The sequence below is a fragment of the Sneathiella sp. genome, from assembly GCF_047631475.1.
Lineage (GTDB): Bacteria > Pseudomonadota > Alphaproteobacteria > Sneathiellales > Sneathiellaceae > Sneathiella.
The window spans coordinates 73909-97294 of sequence record NZ_JBLHZT010000012.1; the positions used below are offsets into that span (position 1 = coordinate 73909).

General features: G+C 47.3%; 23 protein-coding genes and 1 pseudogene. 10 read left to right on the forward strand and 14 right to left on the reverse strand.

From position 1 onward, the window contains the following. Nucleotides 1-258: 258 nt before the first annotated feature. Together ACJAYR_RS07225 and ACJAYR_RS07230 are read left to right on the forward strand one after the other, a co-directional pair. Nucleotides 259-1551 carry a diguanylate cyclase gene (locus tag ACJAYR_RS07225; protein ID WP_415235969.1) on the forward strand — a complete coding sequence of 431 codons (1293 nt, stop codon included), beginning with the start codon at nucleotides 259-261 and terminating at the stop codon, nucleotides 1549-1551. 83 nt (nucleotides 1552-1634) lie between these two features. Then, nucleotides 1635-2414, forward strand: coding sequence for a hypothetical protein (locus ACJAYR_RS07230; RefSeq protein ID WP_415235970.1), 780 nt, complete (start codon nucleotides 1635-1637; stop codon nucleotides 2412-2414). A 4-nt stretch (nucleotides 2415-2418) separates the two neighbouring features. Here the strand turns inward: ACJAYR_RS07230 and ACJAYR_RS07235 are convergent, their stop codons facing one another. From ACJAYR_RS07235 to ACJAYR_RS07270, 8 genes and pseudogenes are all read right to left on the reverse strand, one after another. Next, nucleotides 2419-2757, reverse strand: a complete 339-nt coding sequence (locus ACJAYR_RS07235; protein ID WP_415235971.1) for a HesB/IscA family protein — start codon at nucleotides 2755-2757, stop codon at nucleotides 2419-2421. Nucleotides 2758-2772: 15 nt separating this feature from the next. Continuing rightward, nucleotides 2773-3141: an SUF system Fe-S cluster assembly protein gene (locus ACJAYR_RS07240; RefSeq protein WP_415235972.1), complete on the reverse strand. Its 369-nt coding sequence runs from the start codon at nucleotides 3139-3141 to the stop codon at nucleotides 2773-2775. 10 nt (nucleotides 3142-3151) lie between these two features. Continuing rightward, nucleotides 3152-3607 (reverse strand): Fe-S cluster assembly sulfur transfer protein SufU, encoded by a 456-nt coding sequence (sufU, locus tag ACJAYR_RS07245; RefSeq protein WP_415235973.1) that lies wholly within the window; start codon nucleotides 3605-3607, stop codon nucleotides 3152-3154. Next, complete coding sequence (locus tag ACJAYR_RS07250) at nucleotides 3607-4830, reverse strand: cysteine desulfurase (RefSeq protein WP_415235992.1); 1224 nt, start codon at nucleotides 4828-4830, stop codon at nucleotides 3607-3609. The genes sufU and ACJAYR_RS07250 overlap by 1 nt, the downstream gene beginning before the upstream one ends. Before the next feature lie 5 nt (nucleotides 4831-4835). Continuing rightward, entirely contained in the window at nucleotides 4836-6128 is a 1293-nt protein-coding gene (gene sufD / locus ACJAYR_RS07255) for a Fe-S cluster assembly protein SufD (protein ID WP_415235974.1), read from the reverse strand. Nucleotides 6129-6163: 35 nt separating this feature from the next. Continuing rightward, a pseudogene (sufC, locus tag ACJAYR_RS07260) lies at nucleotides 6164-6901 on the reverse strand (Fe-S cluster assembly ATPase SufC); the annotation flags it as partial. Between the two features lie 66 nt (nucleotides 6902-6967). Then, nucleotides 6968-8437: a Fe-S cluster assembly protein SufB gene (gene sufB, locus ACJAYR_RS07265; protein ID WP_415235975.1), complete on the reverse strand. Its 1470-nt coding sequence runs from the start codon at nucleotides 8435-8437 to the stop codon at nucleotides 6968-6970. Between the two features lie 3 nt (nucleotides 8438-8440). Next, a complete protein-coding gene (locus ACJAYR_RS07270; protein WP_415235976.1) occupies nucleotides 8441-8914 on the reverse strand; it encodes an SUF system Fe-S cluster assembly regulator in 474 nt (157 codons plus the stop codon). Nucleotides 8915-9565: 651 nt separating this feature from the next. Here ACJAYR_RS07270 and ACJAYR_RS07275 point away from each other — a divergent pair. After that, nucleotides 9566-10345, forward strand: a complete 780-nt coding sequence (locus ACJAYR_RS07275) for a DUF169 domain-containing protein (RefSeq protein WP_169545390.1) — start codon at nucleotides 9566-9568, stop codon at nucleotides 10343-10345. Here ACJAYR_RS07275 and ACJAYR_RS07280 read toward each other — a convergent pair. Then, nucleotides 10329-10844, reverse strand: coding sequence for an HU family DNA-binding protein (locus tag ACJAYR_RS07280; RefSeq protein WP_415235977.1), 516 nt, complete (start codon nucleotides 10842-10844; stop codon nucleotides 10329-10331). The genes ACJAYR_RS07275 and ACJAYR_RS07280 overlap by 17 nt on opposite strands. A 1-nt stretch (nucleotide 10845) precedes the next feature. After that, complete coding sequence (locus ACJAYR_RS07285; RefSeq protein WP_415235978.1) at nucleotides 10846-11493, reverse strand: hypothetical protein; 648 nt, start codon at nucleotides 11491-11493, stop codon at nucleotides 10846-10848. Nucleotides 11494-11677: 184 nt separating this feature from the next. On the opposite strand from ACJAYR_RS07285, the gene ACJAYR_RS07290 reads away from it, so the two are divergent. Together ACJAYR_RS07290 and ACJAYR_RS07295 are read left to right on the forward strand one after the other, a co-directional pair. Further along, nucleotides 11678-13171: a flavin-containing monooxygenase gene (locus tag ACJAYR_RS07290; RefSeq protein WP_415235979.1), complete on the forward strand. Its 1494-nt coding sequence runs from the start codon at nucleotides 11678-11680 to the stop codon at nucleotides 13169-13171. A 106-nt stretch (nucleotides 13172-13277) separates the two neighbouring features. Then, the gene (locus tag ACJAYR_RS07295) at nucleotides 13278-14165 is read left to right on the forward strand and encodes an SDR family oxidoreductase (protein ID WP_415235980.1); all 888 of its coding nucleotides are present in this window, start codon (nucleotides 13278-13280) and stop codon (nucleotides 14163-14165) included. Here ACJAYR_RS07295 and ACJAYR_RS07300 read toward each other — a convergent pair. Beyond that, nucleotides 14162-14728, reverse strand: a complete 567-nt coding sequence (locus ACJAYR_RS07300; protein WP_415235981.1) for a hypothetical protein — start codon at nucleotides 14726-14728, stop codon at nucleotides 14162-14164. The genes ACJAYR_RS07295 and ACJAYR_RS07300 overlap by 4 nt on opposite strands. A 132-nt stretch (nucleotides 14729-14860) precedes the next feature. Between ACJAYR_RS07300 and ACJAYR_RS07305 the strand changes: the two genes are divergently transcribed. Both ACJAYR_RS07305 and ACJAYR_RS07310 read left to right on the forward strand, forming a co-directional pair. Continuing rightward, complete coding sequence (locus ACJAYR_RS07305) at nucleotides 14861-15484, forward strand: LysE family translocator (protein WP_415235982.1); 624 nt, start codon at nucleotides 14861-14863, stop codon at nucleotides 15482-15484. Between the two features lie 5 nt (nucleotides 15485-15489). Next, on the forward strand, nucleotides 15490-15924 hold the full coding sequence (locus tag ACJAYR_RS07310; protein ID WP_415235983.1) for a gamma-glutamylcyclotransferase family protein: 435 nt from the start codon (nucleotides 15490-15492) through the stop codon (nucleotides 15922-15924). Nucleotides 15925-15955: 31 nt separating this feature from the next. Here ACJAYR_RS07310 and ACJAYR_RS07315 read toward each other — a convergent pair whose 3' ends face one another. Beyond that, on the reverse strand, nucleotides 15956-16867 hold the full coding sequence (locus ACJAYR_RS07315; protein ID WP_415235984.1) for a rhodanese-related sulfurtransferase: 912 nt from the start codon (nucleotides 16865-16867) through the stop codon (nucleotides 15956-15958). Between the two features lie 247 nt (nucleotides 16868-17114). On the opposite strand from ACJAYR_RS07315, the gene ACJAYR_RS07320 reads away from it, so the two are divergent. After that, complete coding sequence (locus ACJAYR_RS07320) at nucleotides 17115-18941, forward strand: ATP-binding cassette domain-containing protein (protein ID WP_415235985.1); 1827 nt, start codon at nucleotides 17115-17117, stop codon at nucleotides 18939-18941. 15 nt (nucleotides 18942-18956) lie between these two features. Here the strand turns inward: ACJAYR_RS07320 and ACJAYR_RS07325 are convergent, their stop codons facing one another. Both ACJAYR_RS07325 and ACJAYR_RS07330 read right to left on the reverse strand, forming a co-directional pair. After that, the gene (locus ACJAYR_RS07325; RefSeq protein ID WP_415235986.1) at nucleotides 18957-20867 is read right to left on the reverse strand and encodes a PAS domain-containing protein; all 1911 of its coding nucleotides are present in this window, start codon (nucleotides 20865-20867) and stop codon (nucleotides 18957-18959) included. Between the two features lie 84 nt (nucleotides 20868-20951). After that, nucleotides 20952-21629, reverse strand: a complete 678-nt coding sequence (locus ACJAYR_RS07330; protein ID WP_415235987.1) for a TetR/AcrR family transcriptional regulator — start codon at nucleotides 21627-21629, stop codon at nucleotides 20952-20954. 282 nt (nucleotides 21630-21911) lie between these two features. On the opposite strand from ACJAYR_RS07330, the gene ACJAYR_RS07335 reads away from it, so the two are divergent. Both ACJAYR_RS07335 and ACJAYR_RS07340 read left to right on the forward strand, forming a co-directional pair. Further along, the gene (locus ACJAYR_RS07335) at nucleotides 21912-22787 is read left to right on the forward strand and encodes an isocitrate lyase/PEP mutase family protein (protein WP_415235988.1); all 876 of its coding nucleotides are present in this window, start codon (nucleotides 21912-21914) and stop codon (nucleotides 22785-22787) included. A gap of 126 nt (nucleotides 22788-22913) precedes the next feature. Next, the coding region (locus ACJAYR_RS07340; protein WP_415235989.1) for an aminotransferase class I/II-fold pyridoxal phosphate-dependent enzyme at nucleotides 22914-23386 on the forward strand (473 nt) is incomplete at its 3' end.

Sequence of the window (23386 nt, forward strand, 5' to 3'; positions counted from 1 at the left end):
AAACCCTGTTTATGAGAATATTTTTGATAAAAAACTATCTTCGGTTATATTGAAAAACATGAATGTAATAACGAAAAGTTGATCTGGTGCAAAATCCAGAAAAAACTATTGAGGGCGTTGTTCTTAAAGTATCTAGAGCACGTAATTAGCACTCATTTCAGAAGATTTATTTTTACTCAAACTGAAATAGAATTGAACAGTTTGTTAATACTCCTTATTTAGTTTAGTGTGTGTGTAATATACGGCTAGGAATTGGTGTTGAAAGTATCTCCAACGGTTGATGTAATAACTGAAATAAACAACGATCGTATTCTGGTTGTTGAGAATTCAGAAATTTACAGCAAGTTAATAAAAAACTCTTTGTCAAAAATTTTTGCTGGCGAGATAGACACAGCAAATTCCTTTGATCGCGTAAAGGAGTTGGTTGGGCTCTATGGCGACCGGTATTTTCTATCCTTGCTGAATATGAGTGTTGAGGGGGCTCCGAGTGGGGAGGCCGTGGAATTTGTTTGTTCCAGAAAGATACCCAGCCTTGTTTTTACCAGCAATACTGACGCAGATTTTATCAAGAAAATAAGGTCCTATGGCGTTATTGATTATATCTTCAAAGAAAATGTTTCGAACCTGAAGGTAATGACCGGTCTGGTAAAAAGACTGTCACGAAACCGGTATTCGACGGCGTTAATTGTCGATGACAATCAGATCAATCGTTTGCAGATTAACGCACTCTTGTCCAAATATCTTTTTAATACAATAAACGCTGAAAATGGTCAGGAAGCGTTGGAAATTCTGAAAGATAATCCGAATATCGACCTGCTAATAACCGACTATATGATGCCGGTGATGGATGGCTTTGAACTTATTAAAAAGGTTCGGGAACAACAGGATTCAAAAGATCTTGCAATCATTGGTATCTCTGCGAATTCAGAGGGTACGCTTGCCTCAAATTTTATGCGCTTTGGTGCGGATGATTTTGTGACAAAACCGTTTGGCCAGGAAGAATTTTGTACGCGAGTATCCATTTGTATGGACAAGCGTGACCTGCTGCAGGAGTTATCGAAAAGTGCAACGACGGACTTCCTGACCGGACTGTCAAACCGGCGGCATTTTCTTGATAAAGCAGTATCAACCCATGCCAGCTTTAAACGCCAGCAATTGGATCTAAGCTGTGTCATGCTGGATATCGACCACTTTAAAAATGTGAACGATACCTATGGGCATGACGCTGGTGATCAGGTTCTTGTCGAGGTTTCACGGGTCCTGAAAGAACGCATACGGGATACGGATTTGCTGGCGCGCTTTGGCGGTGAGGAATTTTGTCTGCTTGCCGTAAATGCTGAAAGAGGGGAAACACATCAACTTTTTGAGGAGATCAGAAAGTTAGTGTCTTCGATTTCTTTTCAAGTCAACGGTCAAACCTTCAGTGTTACGATCAGTATGGGGGTCTGTGATCAGTCTCTGGATACGCTTGATCAAATGATACAGGCCGCGGACGGCGCGTTGTATCTTGCGAAGAATGCGGGCCGTAATCGCATCGAGTATGCCCGCTAAGTTCCTGAAGACCTGTTAATCATTTATTCACCGTGTTTTTATAATATTGGTAATCAAATGGTTTACATCTTTATGGAAGTGCCGTGACGAATTCCTTTATCGACATTGCTGATATTTATACCGTTCAAACGCTCTATGACGGAAAGTGGCGCTTTGATGGTACCTATGAAACGGAGCAGGGGGCCCAGAAATATGCGGCACTTCTTGTTCCTGATTGGGGCAAGGCGCGTGTTCGGGTTCTTGTGGGCCGATATGACGCGGCGCTTTGTAAACGTCGCTATTTCAAGCTGGAAATGACCCCACCGCTCCATTGGTATCAGTCGGTTGGGCAGAAGATGTTTTCATTCACCAGTCGGTCGCCCTCGCAAAAGGCAGGCCCTTTACTGGGGGGCATGATCCTGATGATTATGCTGGTTGGAGGTATTGCATCATTTCCAAGCAATGCCGCAAATTCCTCACCAACGCAAAAGGTGTCATCGGTCGCACAAAATCAGGTTACAATTCCCAAAAATGTTAAACAGTTGTTTGGAGATCTGTCCCAGAAGGGGTTTAACAAAACCAATACATTGACGCATGCGCCTGTACGACTTCACGGACTATGGAGTTTCTCTTGTCCCAGTGGCGGGCGGGAGTTGGTTGTGTCTAAGAACACGATTACCCATGTTGACGGGGCTGTCGCACAGGATATTCCATTACAGGCCGTTTTCCAATCTGGACAAACTTATGGTTTTGTTCATGAAAATGGCGCGGTCAGCGTTGTGGAGATGGTTTCGTTCGATCAGATAAAGCCCGTTGGGTTGCTGGGTCCGGAAGGACAGTTTGAAGCAGCTCCCAACGGTGAATTATTAAAACGCTGTCTTTAGAAGATTAGACGTGGAAGGATGAGCCACAACCACAGCGGCCTTTTTCATTCGGATTTTCAAAAGTGAAACGGGACTGCAAGCCTTCTTCCAGCCAATCCATTTCAGTCCCATCGACAAATTCAATGGCGTCCTTGTTAATCAACAGTTTGAAATCGCCACTATCGACGATCGCATCATCCTGCCGCTCATCTGTTGCATAATCCATTGTATAACTTAGGCCATTGCAGCCTGTATTGGTTATACCAATGCGCAGTCCAAGGATTTCCTGATTGTTTTGAGCGATCAAAGCGCGAACACGTTCGGCAGCTTTGTCGGTTAATGTCATAATCTGTGCGTTACTCATGATCTCAGTATACTCCTAAAACATTCCAAGGTCGAGTTTTGCGGCCTCTGACATGTGGTCAGGCGTCCAAGGTGGATCCCACAAGATTTCCACCTCAACAGTTTTAACTCCGTCAACGGGTTGGACAGCATCTTTTACCCAAATCGGAATTTCACCGGCGACAGGGCATCCCGGCGCGGTCAGTGTCATCCCAATATAGATATTGCCTGACGGATCAATATCAATGACATAAATCAGGCCCAAATCATAAATGCTGACCGGTATTTCCGGATCAAAAACAGTGCGAAGGGCCTCGATCACGGGTGCTTCCAACGCAGAACCGGTCGTTCCTTCAACAAAGGGCCCTGTTGCAACTGGGCGTTCAATGGTTGTTGTGGCTGTCATTCTACTGCCTTTACTCCGTTGTCGTTTCTGCCGCGCCCTTAAACGCGGAATTCATGGCATGCCAGGACAGGGTTGCGCATTTTACACGCATTGGAAATTGTTTTACACCTGCCAATACCATAAGCCGTTCGGTATCCTCGCCCGCATCCAAGTCCGTCCCGTCCGCTGCGACAAGTTTATGAAACTGGTCAAACAGCGACAGGGCCTCTCTTTTGGTTTTGCCCTTTAGGATTTCCGTCATCAGAGAGGCAGAGGCCAGAGAAATGGCACATCCTTTCCCATCAAAAGAAACATCCTGAATTATATCTTGTTCGTCTAACGTCATGTAAACATTAACTGTATCGCCGCAAAGCGGATTATATCCATGGGCTTCATGGCTGAAATGTTCCGGTTTTCCAAAGTTTCTAGGATGCTTGGAGTGGTCCAGAATGACTTCCTGATACAGCTCTTTCAGACTGTCAGACATTATCCAAAAAACTCCTGCACCGTTTTAATGGACTGAACCAGATGATCCACGTCTTCGCGATTGTTATACAAGGCAAATGAGGCCCGCGCTGTGGAGGGGACATCAAAAAAGTCCATCAGCGGTTGCGCGCAATGATGGCCCACCCGAATGGCGACGCCGCTTTGATCCACAATTGTTCCGATATCGTGTGGATGCACCCCTTCCATTGTAAATGAGATAATCGCTGCTTTTTGCTTGGCTTGCCCGATGATCTTGACAGAGTTTAGCTGGGAAAGCTGATCTGTTGCATAGGCCAACAATTTCTGCTCATGCGCCGCAATTGTATCAAATCCGATTGCGTTGACGTAATTAATCGCGGCTCCAAGACCGATAGCCTGCACAATGGGGGGTGTTCCGGCTTCAAACTTGCTGTGACCCGTTGCATATGTTGTTTTCTCAAAGGTCACCCGGTTGATCATGTCGCCGCCGCCCTGATACGGAGGCATTTTCTCCAACCATTCATTTTTCGCATATAAAACGCCAATACCGGTAGGGGCAAAAACCTTGTGGCCAGTAAAGACATAAAAGTCCACGTCCAGCGCCTGGACATCAACTTTCATGTGCGGCATTGCCTGTGAACCATCCAGAAGGACCGGAATACCCATGTTATGGGCGGCTTCAATCACTTCTTTCACCGGGACAATTGTCCCGATCGCGTTGGAGATGTGCGTGATGGCGACAATCTTTGTTTTCGGCGAAAGGAGCTTGAGATATTCCTCCAGCAGAAATTCGCCATTCTGGTCAATCGGAACGGCCTTCACCGTTGCGCCCACCTTTTCAGCGGCCAGCTGCCAGGGAACGATGTTTGAATGGTGCTCCAGATAGGAAAGCAGGATTTCATCGCCTTCTTTCAGCGCAAGCTGACCATAGGACTGAGCGACCAGATTGATGGCTTCTGTGGTGTTCTTCGTAAAGACGATTTCATCAAGACTAGCCGCGTTCATATGGGCCCGAACAATTTCCCGCGCCCCTTCATATAACTCAGTCGATTGCTGACTTAAATGATGAACACCCCGATGAACATTGGCATAGGTCTTGGCATAGGCATCATGAACGGCATCCAGAACAGCCTGAGGTTTTTGAGCTGACGCGCCGCTGTCCAAAAAGGTCAGGCGTTTGCCATGCACTTTTTCGGAAAAAATCGGAAAATCCTGACGAATTCTTTCTACGTCAAATACGGTCATATCATTCATGGCTTTGCCTGTTCTGTTGTGAGCCAATGTGTTGAAAGGGTTGAAAAATATTCTTTTACCTGTTGGTTCTTAACAGTCTCCAGAACATCTCCCAAAAAGGCTTCAATCAACATTTTTCGGGCGCGTTCCTCAGAAATTCCGCGCGATTGAAGGTAAAAGAGGGCATCCTCATCCAATTCGCCCGATGTTGCGCCATGGCTACATTTCACATCATCTGCATAAATTTCAAGTTCCGGTTTACAATCCACCGACGCGTAATCAGATAGCAAAAGTGCCTTGCTTAACTGATCGCCTGTCACTTGCTGGGCATCTTCAGAAATATGAATTTTACCTTGAAAAACACCATGGGATTTGTCGTCCAGAACCCCTTTATATATCTGGCTACTGGTGTTTTTTGGAACAGTATGCTCAGTCAGGGTGGTGGTGTCTGTATGTTGGCTACCGCGCATCAGATAGGCGCCGTTCAGATGGCTTTCCGCGTCTTCCCCGATAATTGTGCTTTTCAGCTCGTTTCTGGAAATCCGGCCCCCTGTGGACAGGCAAAAGTTAGTGTAGTTGGCACCTTTGGCAATTTCACTGTCAATTAAAGCCAGATGAAAGGCATCAACGCTTTCATTCTGTAGCTTATAATGTTCCAGCGTTGCTCCTTCGGCCAAAGATATCCGGGTGACCGGATTGGCAAAATACGCGCCTTCGCCCTCATGTCGTTCCAAAATGGTGAGCGATGCATTCCTGCCCAGCGAAATCAGGTTCCGGCTATGATAGCCTGTATCGGATTTTGCCGAGTTGCGGAATGTCAGAACCAGCACGGTTTCGAGTTGTACGCCGTCATCCACATGCAGGGAAAATCCGTCCTGCATATAGGCTGTATTCAGCGCCATAAGGGCCCGGTTTTCATCCTGTTCCAGATTAAACACGGCCCCCGTTCCCAAACTGCTTGCCAGATTGGATAAGGTGACCCCCTCTGGCAGAGTTGATAAGGAACTGGCATCCGCAGAAAACCGGCCATCAATAAAAACCATCTCACAGTCTGCGGCAAATTCGCCGTGAAGCGGTGCGAATGTCTGTTTCGCGGCCTGACTGTCATTGGCAGACGGTTTGGTCAAGGCGGCAAGGTTTGTATAGCGCCATTCTTCAATGCGCTTATGCGGGAAGTCCAAACCGGAGAACCGGGTCAGTCCTTCTTTTCGAAGCGCTGTTACACTACGGTTATCCGATCCGGGCATCTGGGTAACAGCCTGATCAAACTGATCGATATACTGTTGGGCGAGGGGGGTCAGGTTTTTCATAATCCTATCCTTGAAATTGGGCAGTGAAAAGCAGCTTAGGCGGCGCTGATTTCCGTGTACCCTTTCTCCTCAAGTTCCAATGCCAGTGATTTATCGCCGGATTTGACGATTTTTCCGTCTGCAAGCACATGGACGAAATCCGGAATAATATAATCGAGAAGACGCTGATAGTGGGTGATCACCAGTGCGGACCGTTCCGGGCTGCGTAGACGATTGACACCATCGGCCGCGACTTTAAGTGCGTCGATATCCAATCCTGAGTCTGTTTCGTCCAGAAGCATCAGGTCAGGCTCCAGCAATGCCATTTGCAGGACTTCGTTTCTTTTCTTCTCGCCACCGGAAAAACCAACATTTACGGCCCGTTTCAGCATGTCATCCTTGATGCCCAGTTCGGTTGTTTTTTCGCGAACAAGTTTCAGGAACTGCATGGCGTCGAGTTCGTCTTCACCGCGGTATTTCCGTTGGGCGTTGAGCGCTGTTTTCAAGAACGTGGCGGAGGCAACACCCGGGATTTCCACAGGATATTGAAACGCCAGAAAAATGCCGCTGCAGGCACGTTCATCGGGATCCATGTCCAAAAGGTCTTTCCCTTTATAATGTACGGAACCCCCGGTCACTTCATACCCCTGACGCCCTGACAAAACATAGGACAGAGTACTTTTACCGGCGCCATTTGGTCCCATGACCGCATGGATTTCGCCTGGATTGATGGTCAGATTAATCCCTTTCAGGATTTCTTTTCCGCCGACTTCTGCCCGAAGATCTTTAATTTCTAACATGATCTAGCTCTTTATTTATGACTTTAAAAAATACACTTAATGTATTCTTTTTAAATACAATTACCCGACACTGCCTTCGAGGCTAATGCCAACCAGTTTCTGTGCTTCTACTGCAAATTCCATCGGCAGTTTCTGCAGGACTTCCTTACAAAAACCATTGACGATAAGCGCCATGCTTTCTTCTTCTGAAAGTCCGCGCTGTTGACAGTAGAAAAGTTGTTCTTCACTAACCTTTGAGGTTGTCGCCTCATGTTCAATCTTGGCTGTACGGCTTTGGTTTTCGATATAGGGGACCGTATGGGCACCGCATTTATCGCCAATCAAAAGGCTGTCACAAACGGTATGGTTACGGGCGTTTTCCGCCTTGCGCCCCATTCGTACCAGTCCACGATAGGTGCTTTGAGCGCGACCAGCGGAAATGCCTTTGGAAATGATCGTGCTGGACGTGTTTTTACCAAGATGGATCATTTTTGTCCCGGTATCTGCCTGTTGCAGATTATTTGTGATCGCAATCGAATAAAACTCACCGACAGAATTATCGCCCTGAAGAATACAGGATGGATATTTCCAGGTAATCGCCGACCCCGTTTCAACTTGTGTCCAAGACACTTTGGCATTCACACCACGGCAGGCAGCCCGCTTTGTCACGAAGTTGTAAATCCCGCCAACACCGTTTTCGTCGCCCGGATACCAGTTCTGGACCGTTGAGTATTTAATTTCCGCGTTGTCCATAATTACCAGTTCGACGACGGCCGCATGCAACTGATTTTCATCCCGCATTGGGGCCGTACAGCCTTCCAGATAGCTTACATAGCTTTCATCGTCAGCAATGATGAGGGTCCGTTCAAACTGACCGGTCTGCGCCGCGTTGATCCTGAAATAGGTGCTTAATTCCATCGGGCAGCGAACGCCCTTTGGTATGTAGCAGAATGATCCATCTGTAAAGACAGCAGAGTTCAGGGCAGTGAAATAGTTGTCTGTGTAAGGAACGACAGAGCCGATATATTTCTTCACCAGTTCCGGATGGTTTTTTACAGCCTCGGAAATAGGGCAGAAAATCACACCTTCTTTTTCAAGGCGTTCCCTGAAGGTCGTGGCCACTGAAACACTGTCAAAAACAGCATCAACCGCCACATTGGCAGCGCCTTCAACGCCGGCTAAAACTTCCTGTTCTTTCAGAGGAATACCCAGTTTTGCATAAACTTCCAGCAACTCTGGATCTACTTCATCCAGGCTTTTCGGTTTATCTTTGGTTTTGGGCGCAGAATAGTAATAGATATCCTGATAATCGATTTCAGGATAATCGACTTTTGCCCAAGTAGGCTCTTCCATTGTCAGCCAGTGCCGATAGGCCTTCAAGCGCCATTCAAGGAGCCATTCAGGCTCTTCTTTTTTGGCGGAAATGAAACGAACGATATCCTCGCTCAACCCTATGGGTGCCGTATCTGCCTCAATGTCACTCACAAATCCGTATTTGTACTTTTCAGAGACAGAGGCGACCTGTTCAACAGTTTCTTGGCTAATAGCCATGATTTACTCCGATACTAAATTGGTGGCAGTGGGCTCAGTTCCAGCGCCGACCATTGGGGTAAAAGGTTTTTGGCTGTCCTGACACATATCGGCCAGGGTTACTTCTTCCATTGCTGTGTTAATGGCGCGGTTAATTTTTTCCCAACCGCCACGCATGGGGCAGCAGGTTTCTACCGAGCAGTCGTCATGACTTTCGTCAACACAAGACGTTACGGCAACGGGTCCTTCCAGAACGCGAACAATTTCAGCAATGGAAATCTGGTCAGGACGTCTATCTAAACGATATCCACCATGGGCCCCTCTGATAGAGGTGAGGAGACTGCTTTTGGCAAGTGCCCGTAAAATCTTTGCAGCAGTCGGTACTTTAAGCCCTGTATACAAAGACAAATCAGGTGCGGTCAGAATGCGCCCTTCAATTCGGGCCATTTCTGACATAATCACAACGCCGTAATCTGTCATTTTGCTCAGTTTTATCATGGTATATTCTATATCGTACTAATTTAGTCTGATTTCAAGATTTTATAACAGACAAATTTGGTCTTGTATATAGGGGAAGGTGTATTTTTGAGCAAGAAAAGAAATACCCTAAAGTATGGTATTTACTGCGAATAATACGCATTATCAGGACCGGTTTATTAAACTACTGGCAACAGTCCCGTATGAGGTGTTTATAAGATTTAAACAAAGGCAGCATTCTACAATACTCTCAGATTAGACAAATCTTTAATGATTTTTTTTTGGGGCTTCATGTTGATGAAAGTAATCTCTCTAACCCCGCCCACCCGGATCCTTGAAAATGCTCGGTCTGTTCTAATCTTTTAACGCGGACGCCCATCTTGTGCAGCACAGGCGGGCCTGCTTATTTGTTGGCGCTTCAAACCGGGCTGTTGGATGGCCGAGCTTACTACATTTCTGCCATATTTCGCCACAGCGAAGGGCCAATAATCACCAGCAGCAGGGATCGCTTTCGAATGAGATCCTGCGTCCCGTCGCCTGAATTTGTGTCTGTGCCTTAAAAAGGGTTCTTTACATTCGGTTCTATTTAATATCGAGGAACGGTCGGGTTCCTGCTGACTTTTGGTGTAGAACATGCCAAGCTTTCTGAAAATAAAGAAAAGGGGAGCAAACATGAGCGACATTCTTCAAGGCCATTACGACTGGGACAAAATTCTGGACGGACTAACCCGGTATTTGCGTATTCGGGCAACACCGATCGGGATGAAACTGTTTGAGACAGTTGAGGAAATGGAGGCTGTCCCGCGTATTCGGCGTCCGAACTCTATCCATACAGCCGATCAGATCGTCGGGCAGGCGTGTCGTCTTGGATGGACTGTTGGCGCGACTGCCGAGGATTTTGTAGGTTCTCAATGCGGTGCGGTCTTGGGCCTGCATCCACAAGACGAAGAGTGGAAGAAAGGCGAGCGCTATGTCGGGGTCTGGTGGGAAAGCGAAGAAGACACCAGAAAACATCAGGAAGCGATGACGGTTGTTCCGTCCGGCCAATATAAGGCCATGGCAGTGTCGCCCTTGGCTTCTGGCCGGCTTGACCCACCTGATATCTGTATGATTTATGCAACGCCAGCCCAGATGATCTTGTTCATCAATGGCTTGCAGTGGGCAGGGTACAAAAAGCTCGACTTTTCCTGTGTGGGCGAAAGTTCCTGTGCGGATAGTTGGGGCCGGGCCTTATCGACGGGCGAGCCCAGCCTTTCCTTGCCATGTTTTGCTGAACGTCGGTATGGCGGCGTTATGGAAGACGAATTGCTGATGGCGCTGCCCCCCGCGTATCTTCCGGGTGTCATAGAAGGACTGGCCAAGCTGGATAAAAACGGGCTCCGTTATCCGATACCTCCTTATGGTATTCAGAATGATGCGCGGGCTGGCTTAGGTGTTAGTTACGGGAAGTAACAGCCTGTTTCAGGTTTTTTCCAGCTTTGAACTGGAGATCTGCGCCTTTCCCTCGGGCAGGGGGCAGGTCTGTTCCAACAACTGTCGTGATCTCACGGTTTTGGGCAACAGTAAAGGTGCCAAAGCCTGTTAGGCGGACAGCCTGTCCTTCCGTCAACGCATGGGTGATGGTTTCAAGAGCCGTATCGACAACACGCCGGGCATCTTTAATTGTCATACCGTTTTTTTTAGCGACACTTGTCGCAAGGTCTGCTTTGGTCAAGGGATGGGCGGTCGGCGCAGAGGGAGACGGAGCTTTTGCCGGCAATGCCTTTACCATCTCGTCAAGATTAGCGTTGCCGCTTTCTGCTGCCAGTAGAAATTCACCGATTTTGTCGACGCCTTCTTCTGTGAAGCTCGTTTCCATTGAATTAAAAAACTGCTCTACCGCGTTGTCATCAGCGGCATCATATCCATAATTGTGAAGTAGGCACTCTATTACTGTGTTATCGGTTGGCATCTTAACTCTCACGGTAAATGTCAAATGTCGTCAATGCGACTTCTGACTGGGTCTGATCGAAATACAGATAACGTCCGTCATTCCGATCAGCGCCGAAGCGCAAAATCTTTACCTCTGACGGAATTTGTTTCATACCCCAGCTTATGTAGGTATTGATCAGCTTTTTTCCACCCCGTCCGTCGGCATGTAACCAAACGCAGCCATTATGCCCTTTTTTGAGCGATTTTACCAGCGTTGTGTCCAAACTGCCCCGGCCAATAAGGCCAGGAAGCTGTTTTTCCTCGATAAAGGGGGTCAGTGCCTCTTTAGGGGCACCGCTTAAGTACCAGACAAATAAAGCCTTTTCCTGATCATCTACAGGAAAACGTTCATCACATAAACACAGACAGAGTGACAGGACAACAGTGCCATTTATTCCTTGAGTACAAAGTGCAAAATACTGTGGGTCTTTTTGCGGGTAGGCCCGCCGCATAAAATAAAGGCGCTTCCAGTTCCAGTCATGATCAGCGCGTTCAGTTTGTGTTGAAATAGAAGGCTGAATATTCTGGTGCCACCAATCAATGTAATTTGAACTGGTAAGTTGTTCGACCCAAACAGGTTTTTCCTGCGTCGATTTTAATGGCAATTTGCTGATATAATTTCTTGCCATGTCGATGCAACGCTTTCCGATCCATTTATTTAGTATATGATTGATTGTTCACGGATTATGTTATCGTTACACGGTTGCGGGTTCAATGGGATTTTGTTCACGAAGGGTTTGTTTTTCTGATTTTTTAGACTAAGCTTGGAAAAAATAAAACAAATGACTTAATTGGTGGGAGAAGACCGTGAAAATGGCGAACCAAAAAGCCAAGGGCATCGAAAAAACAAAACATTATGACGTATTGATCATCGGGGCCGGGATCTCTGGTATTGATGCGGCGTATCATCTCAAGAATGAATGCCCTGAAAAAACCTTTGCGATTGTCGAAAATCAGGAAAGTTTTGGCGGAACCTGGCGCACCCACACTTATCCCGGGATCCGGTCTGACAGTGATCTTTTTACATTTGGATATAAGTGGAAGCCCTGGTCTGGAACCCCAATTGCGACCGCACCAGAAATCCTTAAATATTTAGGAGAAGCGATAGAAGAGCAGGGGCTGGAAGAGCATATCCAGTATTCCCATCAGGTGAAGTCTGCGCATTGGTCCAGTAAGGATAACCTTTGGACATTGGTGCTGCTGGATAGGAACGCCGATGCGTTAACCGAAATTACCTGTGAATTTCTATGGATGTGTCAGGGTTACTATCGTCATTCAAAAGGCTATACACCGGATTTCCCAGGAATGGAGAATTTCAAGGGTGATATTATCCATCCACAAAACTGGCCGGAAAACTTTGATTATGCAGGTAAAAAGGTGGTTGTCATCGGCTCAGGCGCAACGGCAGCAACACTTATTCCTGCCATGGCAGATGCGTGCGAACACATCACAATGCTTCAGCGGTCACCCACCTATTTCTTCCCGGCGCCCAATCGAAATGATCTGGCGGATACACTGCGGGAGCTGGATGTAAAACCTGAATGGATACATGAGATTACGCGGTTAAAAGTACTTCAGGATCAGAAAGTTGTTGCCCGCCGTTCGTTTGAAGAACCGGAAAAACTCAAGCAAGAGCTGATTGCTGGTGCGCGGCATTATCTGGGGCCAGACTTTGATGTGGAAACTCATTTTACGCCAAGTTATCGCCCATGGCGGCAGCGACTGGCTTTTGTGCCTAATGGTGACCTGTTTTCTGCGATCAATGACGGGAAAGCCTCCGTCGTTACGGATCACATTGAGCAGATAACAGAAAACGGGATTTCCTTGAAGTCCGGGGCAAGCCTCGATGCGGATATTATTATTACGGCAACCGGGTTTAACCTGTCCGTGCTTGGGGATATCGAGTTTGTTATCGATGGACAGGAATTGGATTTTGCAGATACCTGGGCCCACCGCGGGATCATGTTTTCAGGGATCCCCAACATGGCATGGGTGTTCGGGTACTTGCGGACCAGCTGGACTATGCGGGCCAATCTTGTGTCTGAATTCGTCTGTAAATTGCTGAAGCATATGGATGAAAAAGGGGCGAAGCGTGTTACACCTCAGTTACGCGAAGAAGATAAGGATATGCCGAAACTCCCGTTTGTTGATGAGGAAAACTTCAACGCAGGCTACTTGATGCGTAACATGCATCTAATGCCCAAACAGGGGAACCGTCAGCCGTGGATTTTCAGTCAGGATTATTACCGGGAAAAAGATGAAATCCCCGAAGCAGACCTGGAAGATGGTACTCTGATTTATAAATGATTTTCTATTCAAGAAGAATGTTGTTCGCCGACTTGGACAGGCGAGGGAATGCGCTGTATCATAAATCAAAAAAAGGTGGGTAATGCCACCGGTGCGGAGAGTTCACATGGTTTATGACAGCGTCTTCAAAAACGATCTTTTTTCAGGACAAACCCATATTGTAACGGGTGGCGGCAGCGGGATCGGTCGCTGCATTGCGCATGAATTATGCAGTCTGGGCGCTAAGGTGGTCATAACCGGACGCTCGCAGGATAAACTGGATACGGTCGCCGCTGAAATCCGGGAGGATGGCGGGACAGTCGACACTGAGGCGTTTGATATTCGCTCTGAAGAGACGGTTGTCGAAAAAGTAGCCGCAATTTTGGACAGAAATGGCCCGGTTCATGGTTTGGTGAATAATGCAGGGGGACAGTTTCCGGCCTTGTTGGAAGATATCAGTCTTAAGGGGTGGGAAGCCGTAATCCGGACAAATCTGACCGGCGGTTTTCTAATGAGTCGCGAGCTGGTCCGCCAATCCATGTCGGATAACGGGGGAAATATTGTCAATATAGTCGCGGATTTTTGGAATAGCATGCCGCGCATGGGCCATTCCGGTGCGGCACGAGCCGGGATGAGCAATTTTACCAAAACAGCGGCTGTAGAATGGGCCCATTATGGCATTCGCGTGAATGCTGTGGCGCCGGGAACGATTGCGTCTTCAGGGCTTGATACCTATGACGAGGCGGCGCATCAACGTCTTCACAAACGTAAGATGATGATGCCTATGAAACGATATGGAACCGAAGCCGAAGTTTCAGGAATGGTAGTGTTTTTGCTAAGCCCTGCCGCGAATTTTATATCTGGTGAGACTATTCGGATTGATGGTGCTGTTCCCAATATGACAAATGCGTATCAAGTGCCGGACCATGAAAAGTCCCACCCATTCAACGGATTTCACAGGGCAGTAGATCCGGAGTTTATGTCCCGGAAACCAGACGAGGACGACGGCGATTAATATTCGCCTCTCACCCGTTTGTCTTCGATTTGAAGATATTCTTCCAATTGCTGTTCTACATAGATCGCTTGTCGGTCATTGGGCAAACCAGACAAAATTTTGATGTCTTTTCCCGAATGCATTTTCGCGCGCACCTCATATGAAACGGATGTGCTGTTCTTACTTCTGCTGACCTTCTTTTTAACGTAAATCTGTCCGATTTGGGACACTTCAATCTTTTTTGCCCCGAACCACGGAAATGGTTTATGCATGATTTCCATGTTTGAGTGATCAGCGTAGATATAAGAGGTGTTAAACCAGCTGGCCAAAGCAAAATACCCCATACCGACCCCGGCGAGAAAATGAGGAATAGGGATCAAGGAGCCCAAGCTAAATTGAGTTTCATTGGAAAAGAGTTCCGGTAAAATTTTCAGCAATATAAACCACCAAAACACGCAGAAACCCGTTAGGATAACGGCCGTTATACCTCGCCAGCGACGGGAAATTTCCAGGTAACTTCCATGGTTGACCAAATTCATTTGCGCCGGCAGCTCAACAGCGCCTTCATCCCATCTGTCAGCCACAAGAGTTCCTTATTATCGGTTATTCAAGGTCAATATTAGTAAATTTACCATTGGAAATGCTGGTAAAATTAAAGGTTGTTTTTTGCACTTTATCGGTTTTAAGTAAGCTGAAATATTGCATAGGAAAATGAAATGTCAATCGAACTCTGGGTATCGTTTGCGGTTGCCTGTTTTGTCCTGGTGTCAATCCCGGGTCCGACAGTTTTACTTGTTGTCAGCTATGCGTTAGGACGCGGTCGACAAACCGCAATAGCGACGGTTCCGGGCGTTGTTCTTGGTGACTTTACAGCAATGACCGTCTCTCTACTTGGGGCAGGTGCCATTATCGCGGCCTCTGCCACCCTCTTTACCGTTTTAAAGATTGTTGGGGCGCTTTACCTTGTCTGGCTTGGAATAGGTCTTTGGCGCGAAGGGGGGAAAATGACGGCTGTTGCAGCCGAGCCTTCCGAAAAGGCCCTTGGAAAGATGTTCTGGAATTCTTGGCTTGTGACCGCTCTTAACCCCAAAGGGATCGTGTTTTTCATTGCTTTTGTGCCGCAATTTGTTGATCAAAGTCAGCCTGTATTGCTGCAATTTGCCGTGTTGGAGGGAACTTTTTTGTTCTTTGCAGGGCTGAATGTGTTGTTGTGGGCGTTACTCGCAGGAAAATTACGACAACAGTTTCAAAAGCCCGGTTTAATAAAGGTCATTAAACGGCTTGGAGGCAGTTTTCTGGTTGGAGCCGGTCTTTTGACCGCAATGGTTCAACGGGCATAGGTCTAATGACGGACAATTATATTTTTGTCTATGGGACGCTGAGGAAAGACAGTCCGCAGGCGATGGCGCGGTTACTGGTTGCCAATAGTGCGTTTCTGGGGCCGGCGCAGATGAAAGGAATGCTGTATGATTTGGGGCGGTATCCGGGTATGGTTCGCCTTTCTGATGTTGGCAGAAATTCCTCTTCGTTTGTGAAAGGGGAATTATTCCACGTGTTGGACCCGGACACTGTTTTACCAGCACTGGATTATTATGAAGAATGTGGGGACAGCTTTTCTCAACCAACGCTGTATGTTCGCGAGAAGGAAACTGTCCTTTTAAACGGCAATCAATCCGTTCAGGCGTGGGTCTATCTGTATAACCGGGACATCACGGGTTTTCATTACATAGAAAGTGGTGACTATTTATCCTATCTGACCAACAAAGGCCGGACGGGTTAGAAAGTCACCATCATTGGGACTTTATATCGGGCTAGTCCGCTTTACTGCCGATATGGGCTTCTCCGCGTTTCGCGGCTAACTGGATCTGTTTTTGGCGTTCTGCAAAACGGGCCCGTTTTTCTTCTGTCAGGCTGTCGTGGCAGCGCGGACAGGAAACCCCTTTTTCATAATATTCTGACTGTTTGTCTTCTTCTGTGATCGGGTATCGACAGGCATAGCACTGGTCGTAGGAGCCTTTTTCAAGGTCATGGTTGACCGTCACGCGCTGATCAAACACAAAACATTCGCCTTCCCAGCTGCTTTCTTCTTTCGGTACATCTTCCAGATACTGGAGGATACCACCTTCCAGATGATATACATTTTCGAACCCTTCACGAAGCAGGTAAGACGTTGATTTTTCGCAGCGAATTCCCCCGGTGCAGAACATGGCTACTTTTTTGTGTTTATCCTTGTCCAGATTGTTGGACACATATTCCTTGAACTCGCGGAAGGTTCCGGTTTCCGGGTTAATAGCCCCTTGAAAGGTTCCGACTTCATATTCGTAATCATTGCGGGTATCGATCAGGATAACCTCCGGATCATTGATCAGGTCGTTCCAATCCTGAGGTTTTACATATGAGCCAACCATTTTAAGCGGATCGGTTCCCGGCGCGCCCAGTGTTACAATTTCTTTTTTCAGACGGACCTTCATTCGGTAAAATGGCTGCTCTTCATTGATCGCTTCCTTGTGTCGCAGATCGGCAAGGCGCTCGTCCTTTTTCAGATATGCAAGAAGCGTGTCAATCCCATCGCGAGACCCCGCGACAGTGCCGTTTATTCCTTCTTCGGCCAGCAGAAGTGTTCCAAAAATGTTGTTATCCATACAGACTTTCAGGATCTTCGGTTGAAGGTCCTTATAGTCGGGCAAAGACACAAATTTATAAAGGGCTGCAATTACAAACATGGTTTTCTCGAATGATCAGTCAGTGTTTAGTTCGCATTGGGAACAGTAGGTGCAGGTCTTATAATAAAATTACCATATTTCCGCAACCTGCGAGTAGGGGGCTTTCTGTGACAAATTGTCTTATCTATCGCTGGTCCCTAATGTACCGGATCAGATCGTTTTACACCGCGAGGGGTATAGAATTTGCTGTCGTCCGCGTTAAATGATAGAAGCCTTTCAGTTTCTTTATTATTGGATTTACTTTGTTATGGCAGCTCCGGTTCTTGCGTTACAGGATGCACGTATTACCTTCGGTGGTGGCGATCTTTTTAATGGGATCTCCCTTGGGATTGAACCTGGAATGCGCATTGCGCTTGTCGGTCGTAACGGATCAGGTAAATCGACACTTCTGAAAGCCATTGCCGGTGATATCGAGCTGGACGGCGGGGACCGCTTTCTGCAAGCCGGTACACGCGTTGGTTATTTGAAGCAGCAACCAGACATCGTCCCCGGGCGCACGGTTGCAGAACAGGTTCAACAAGGCCTGTCGCCTGATTTAACGGCGGATGGAATGGAGACCGGTTATTTAGTCGATCAGGTTCTTGAAGGCGTTGGTATCGATGGAAGCCGGCTACTTGAAACCTTGTCCGGCGGTGAAGCAAGACGTGTATCCCTTGCAGAAGCCCTTGTTTCCGATCCCGATGTTCTCTTGCTAGACGAGCCCACTAACCATCTGGATATCAAGACTATTTTGTGGCTTGAGGAAGAACTGAAAGGTTTCCGTGGCGCCTTAATGGTGATCAGCCATGACCGTCAGTTTCTTAAAAATCTGACTAATCGCCTGTTTTGGTTGGATCGCGGCAAACTCCGGACCCATGGGAAAGGCTTTTCGGCTTTTGATGAATGGTCTGAAGAGATATTACGCGGCGAAGAAGTCGAGCTTAAAAAACTGGATAAAAAAATTGCTGAAGAAACAGACTGGTCCCGCAAAGGGATTACGGCCAGACGGGCGCGTAATGAAGGTCGCATCAGGGCGCTGCATCGTTTGCGGGCCGAACGTCAGGAGCGGACCAGTCGCGTGGGAAATGCGAAGCTGGAAGTAGCCTCTGGATCTAAAAGTGGCAAAGTGGTGATCGAAGCCAAGGATATCTCTAAGACGTTCATAGACGAAGACGGAAACGAAAAGACGGTAATCAAGAATTTCTCCAGCCGTATCATGCGGGGGGACCGTGTTGGGATTATCGGGGCGAACGGCGCCGGAAAAACAACGCTCCTGAACATGTTTATGCAGAAGATGGCGCCGGATACCGGTTTTGTTAAACTGGGAACAAATTTGACAGAGGCCGTTTTTGACCAACAGCGGGAGAGCCTTGATCCAGAAGAAAGCCTTTGGGACACTTTGGCCGACCCGGGCAGCGGGCAGCTTTTGGTTAAGGGCGAAGTTCGTCATGTGGTTGCGTATCTCAGAGACTTTCTTTTCGATGAAAAACAAGCCAAAAGCCCGGTAAAATCGTTGTCGGGCGGCGAGAAAAACCGGTTATTGCTGGCTAAACTTTTAGCGCGCGAAAGTAATCTTCTGGTGCTGGATGAACCGACAAATGATCTGGATATGGAAACGCTGGATCTATTACAGGATATGCTGGCCAGCTATGACGGGACGTTGCTTGTTATCAGCCATGATCGTGATTTTCTGGATCAACTGGTGTCGTCGGTCATCGTAATCGAGCCGGGTGGGGACATAGAAGAATATGTCGGCGGTTATTCTGATTATGTAAGGCAGCGGTCTCAAATGGAAACCCCGAAGGCGAAAAAGGGCCTGCCGGAAAAAACGGTAGCGAGCAAACCAAAACAGGCCCGAAAGCGGCTTTCCTACAAGGACCAGCGGGATCTGGACCGTCTCCCGGATGTCATCGGTGAGCTGGAAGAACAAATCAAGTCGATGGAAAAGGCGTTGGGGGATCCGGATTTGTTTACAAAACAGCCCGATCAGTTCAACAAAATCTCGAAAGAACTGGTTGTTGCACAGGAGCAGCTTGCCCTGTCGGAAGAACGATGGCTTGAACTTGAAATCCTGCAAGAAGAGATGACCGGGTGAGCGGGCATCCTGCCGTTAGGCACTCGGCGCCATCGCCGTACTGATTGCCTGTGATAAATCTGCTTTCCTGAAAGGCTTTTCTAAAAGCGTGATCGGTATTTGGCCGGTCTGGTTATCTTCAAAAGCATCTTTTGTGTATCCGGACATGAAAACAATTTTAATGTTCGGGATAATTTCAGCGGCGGCTTTGGCGATATCCGGCCCCTTCATGCCGCCGGGTAAAACGACGTCTGTCAGCAATAAATCGATGGTCGGAGTTTCTCTCAATTTATCGAGGGCCTTTGGCCCATTTTCGGCGGCGCACACATCGTATCCGAGGCTGTTCAATTGCGCGACGATTAGGCTTAAAACATCCTGATCGTCTTCGACAACGAGGATAGAGCCACTTCCTTGTATATTTTTTTGATTGATCATTGTTCCTCGCGTTTTCGTTTCTTGTTGTGATCTTGGAAGATAAAGTTTGGCAACCGTGCCTTTTCCAATTTGCGAGTTAATTACAACATGGCCGCCCGATTGTTTGGCAAACCCATACACCATGCTAAGGCCAAGGCCTGTGCCTTTGCCGATTTCCTTTGTTGTAAAAAAGGGCTCGAAAATATGCTTCAGGTTTTCTTCTGGTATCCCGCGTCCTGTGTCCGACACCGTCAAAAGAATATAATCGCCCGCATCTATCTCAAGAGGCTGAGCTTCCTGTTGGTTGAGGGTAACATTTTTCGTCGTGATGACGATTTGCCCTCCATCGTCCATGGCATCTCTGGCATTTAGTGTCAGGTTTAGCAGCGCATTTTCAACCTGTCCGACGTCCGCAACGCATCGCCATAAAAATTCCTCATGTTTAACATGAAGCTGAATGGTTTCATCCAATGTGCGTTTTAGAAACTTGATAATGTCGACAAGTTCTTCATTCAGGCAGATGTTTGACGGCTGTAAATCCTGTTTACGGGAAAAAGCGAGAAGGTTGTTTGTCAGCTCTGCCCCTTTGTTCGCGGATTTAATAATCGCTTCAATCGAGTTTTGCGAAATAGGTTGACCAGTTTCCAGTTTTTCCTGAATCAGCTCTGAATTTCCAAGAATGATGGCGAGAATATTATTGAAGTCATGGGCCACACCACCAGTTAGCTGACCAACGGCCTGCATTTTTTGCGATTGACGCAGTTTTTCTTCTAATTCGATTTGTTTGGTCAGGTCTGTGCCTGTTCCGCGATACCCCAAAAAGGTACCACGTGCATCAAAGACCGGTTTACCATTGGTCGACCAATGGTGAGTCTTTCCACTGGGATCCTGATGGCAATAGACGAAATTCTTGTACGGACGCCGATTTTTTAGGTCGTCCATATGGACTTTCCAGTTTTCGTCAATGTCTGTGCCATACCGCATCTCACCGCGGCTTTTGCCGATAAAATCCTTTTTCTGCAGGCCGGTTATTTGCGTCATTCGATCAGAAATATAAGTGACCTTGAGCTGGTCATCCATTTCCCAATACCAGTCAGCAGCAAGCTCTACCAGATCTGCAAATCGGCTTTCACTGACTTCCTTGGATTTCAGGGCCTCGTTCAGATAGGAAATATCCTGCGTAATACCGAAATAAGCGACAGGTTTACCCTTTTCATCGAATTCAGTTTCAAACACGCCCCGAACATACCGAATAACACCATCCTGCCGCCGGACACGGTATTGAAATTCTTTTGGACCTTTTTCATTGGCACTTGATTCAAACATGTTGGTGAACAAATGGCTGTCTTCCGGAAGTTTGAAATTCATCGCGATTTCGCGGGTGATCTGTATATCAGACGGGTCCAGGCCATAAATACGATATAGCTCATCGGACCAGTAAAGGTCATCCGTCTCAATATCAATGCGCCAGTAGCCTACATGGGCAAGGGAAAGCGCAGAATCCATATCTTTTTTGGGGTCAGTCAGCTTCAATCTCCGAAAACTCAATAAATTCTAATAAAGAGTAGTCTTGGATGTCCCAAAAGTCATGCAGAATTGTTACAAAAGAAATAAAATTCAACAAATTCCATTATTTAGGCGCTCTGGCAATGGTATTAATCCGCAGTTGCGAAGCACAGTTGTAATAATGGAATTGGTGGCCTGTTCAAAATCTTCATCCAATAAAACACCTTCTTCCCGTCCAAGGACAGAGGCCCATTGTATCTCAAAATCCGCCCAAGTCTGCGTCATCGCCCATATATGAAATATGAGCCGTTTACTATCAACGGGCGCCATTTTGCCTTGCTCAATCCATGTATCCAAAACCGCTGATTTTTTTTCAACCCAGGCTTTCAGGTCCCCTGAGAGATAGGGTTTGATGCGCGGTGCTCCCCGAATGAGTTCGTTGGCGAACACACGCGACGCCTCTGGCCGGTTTTTGGAAAGCTCCATTTTCGCGCGGATATAATCAGCAAGGGTCGATGCCGGGTCATCCTCCGCCGTGATCTCCCGAAACGAAGACAACCACAATTCCACGATTTCATCGACCACGGTCCTGTATAATTCTTCCTTCGTGCCGAAATAGTAATGAATATTTGCTTTGGGCAATCCCGCCTGCTGCGCAATAGAGGCCGTTGTTGATCCTCTAAATCCGTTTTCGGCAAAAACTTTTTCCGCAGCGTCCATGATCCGTTTCCGGTTTTCTAAGCGAATGCGACCCTGATTATTTAATGCGACGGCTTCTTTTTCTGACATATGTAAGCGTGGCCTCTTTTATATGCGGTATCAGGATAATGTTGTTTAAACGCCTGAAGATACTGCCATCCTATTAAAACTTGACCAGATGGTCAATAAACGTACGTGAACACACCGTTATACCGGCTGAGTAGCATTTTAATGAGCGGATCAGCAAGGGGAGATCGGATTAGATTTTAGGCGATGATTTCTAATGAAAAAAGGTTGAATGCCGCTAGGGAAAGAGGTATAGAACAAAAAGGGAACAAATTGCATTAAAAAGGGTAAACAGGGGGCAGACAGATGAACGTAGAATTGCGGCGGGCGCGCTTTTCAGCGCTACACTTTCGGAAAAATACCTTTGTTCTGCCAAACCCCTGGGATATTGGCTCCGCGAAAATGATGACGGCTTTGGGAGCAGAAGCCCTGGGTACAACAAGTGCGGGATATGCGTTTTCACAAGGACGACCGAGTGATCTGGGGGAGATTGGCCGGGAACAGGCGTTGACGCACGCAAAGCAGATCCTGTCTGCGACCTATTTACCGGTGAGCGCTGATCTTGAAAATGGATATGGCCATACGCCAGAGGAGGTGGCAACAACGGTCGAGAGGGCGATTGAAATAGGATTGTCTGGTTGCACCATTGAAGATGCAACGGGCGATCCTGAGAAACCGCTTTATGACAGGAGTTGCGCCATCGAACGAATTGCAGCTGCCAGCGAACGGGCAAAAAAGCTGGATGTTAATTTCGTTCTTACTGCGCGTTCTGAAAATTTTCTCAACGGGCGTCCAGATCTGGACGATACCGTCACCCGGTTAATCGGCTATCAGTCTGTCGGTGCCGATGTTTTATATGCTCCGGGTTTACCAGATCTGGGTTCCATCACTGATGTCTGTCAGGCCGTCGACAAACCAGTAAATGTGGTCGCGGGCATCGGTCTTGAAGGGATATCATTTGGGCAACTGCAAAAAGCAGGTGTTAAGCGGATCAGTACGGGGTCGGCCTTGTCTCGGGTTGCGTATGGCGCGATGATAACGGCGACCAATCGTATCTTGCAATCGGGCTCGTTTGAGGATTTGGACCAGTCGGCCAGCTTTAGCAGTATCGACGGTCTGTTTCGTAAGGCTGACCTGTTCGCGGAACATGGAAGGGGGATTGGTTCTGGCTGGGCCTGCTAAATGTTTCTTGCTGCGTTTTGTTTCAACTTTTGGTAAATTGTTTTTCGTTAATTCCAATAAATTGACTTGACGCGCAACTAAATAAAGGTCAATAGTACTGACACTTAGTGTGTGAAAGGCTTCTTAATGAATTGGGAAAACAGACTATCCAAGGATGCGCAATCGATTAAAGCGTCTGAAATCAGGGAGTTGCTGAAAATTCTGGAGGATCCGGAAATTCTGTCCTTCGCTGGTGGGATTCCTGACCCGCAATTATTTCCCATGGATCGCGTTCGGGATATTCGAATAAATCTTGAGAAAAATCCGGCGGCGGATCGTCAGGCCATGCAATATTCCCAGACGGAAGGGTACGCACCTTTGCGGGATTGGATTGCTGATCGGTGTTCAACTGAAAATACGCTCTTAGAGCGAGAAAATGTTCTGATCACCAATGGTGCACAGCAGTCCCTTACGCTTCTTTCAACCATATTTCTGGAGGCGGGAACCAAACTGGCTGTTGCCAGTCCGACATATCTAGGTGCTTTGCAGGTCTTTGGGACCCGCAGGCCTGAATATATCACTGTTGATACCGACGAAAACGGGATCATTCCTGAAAGTCT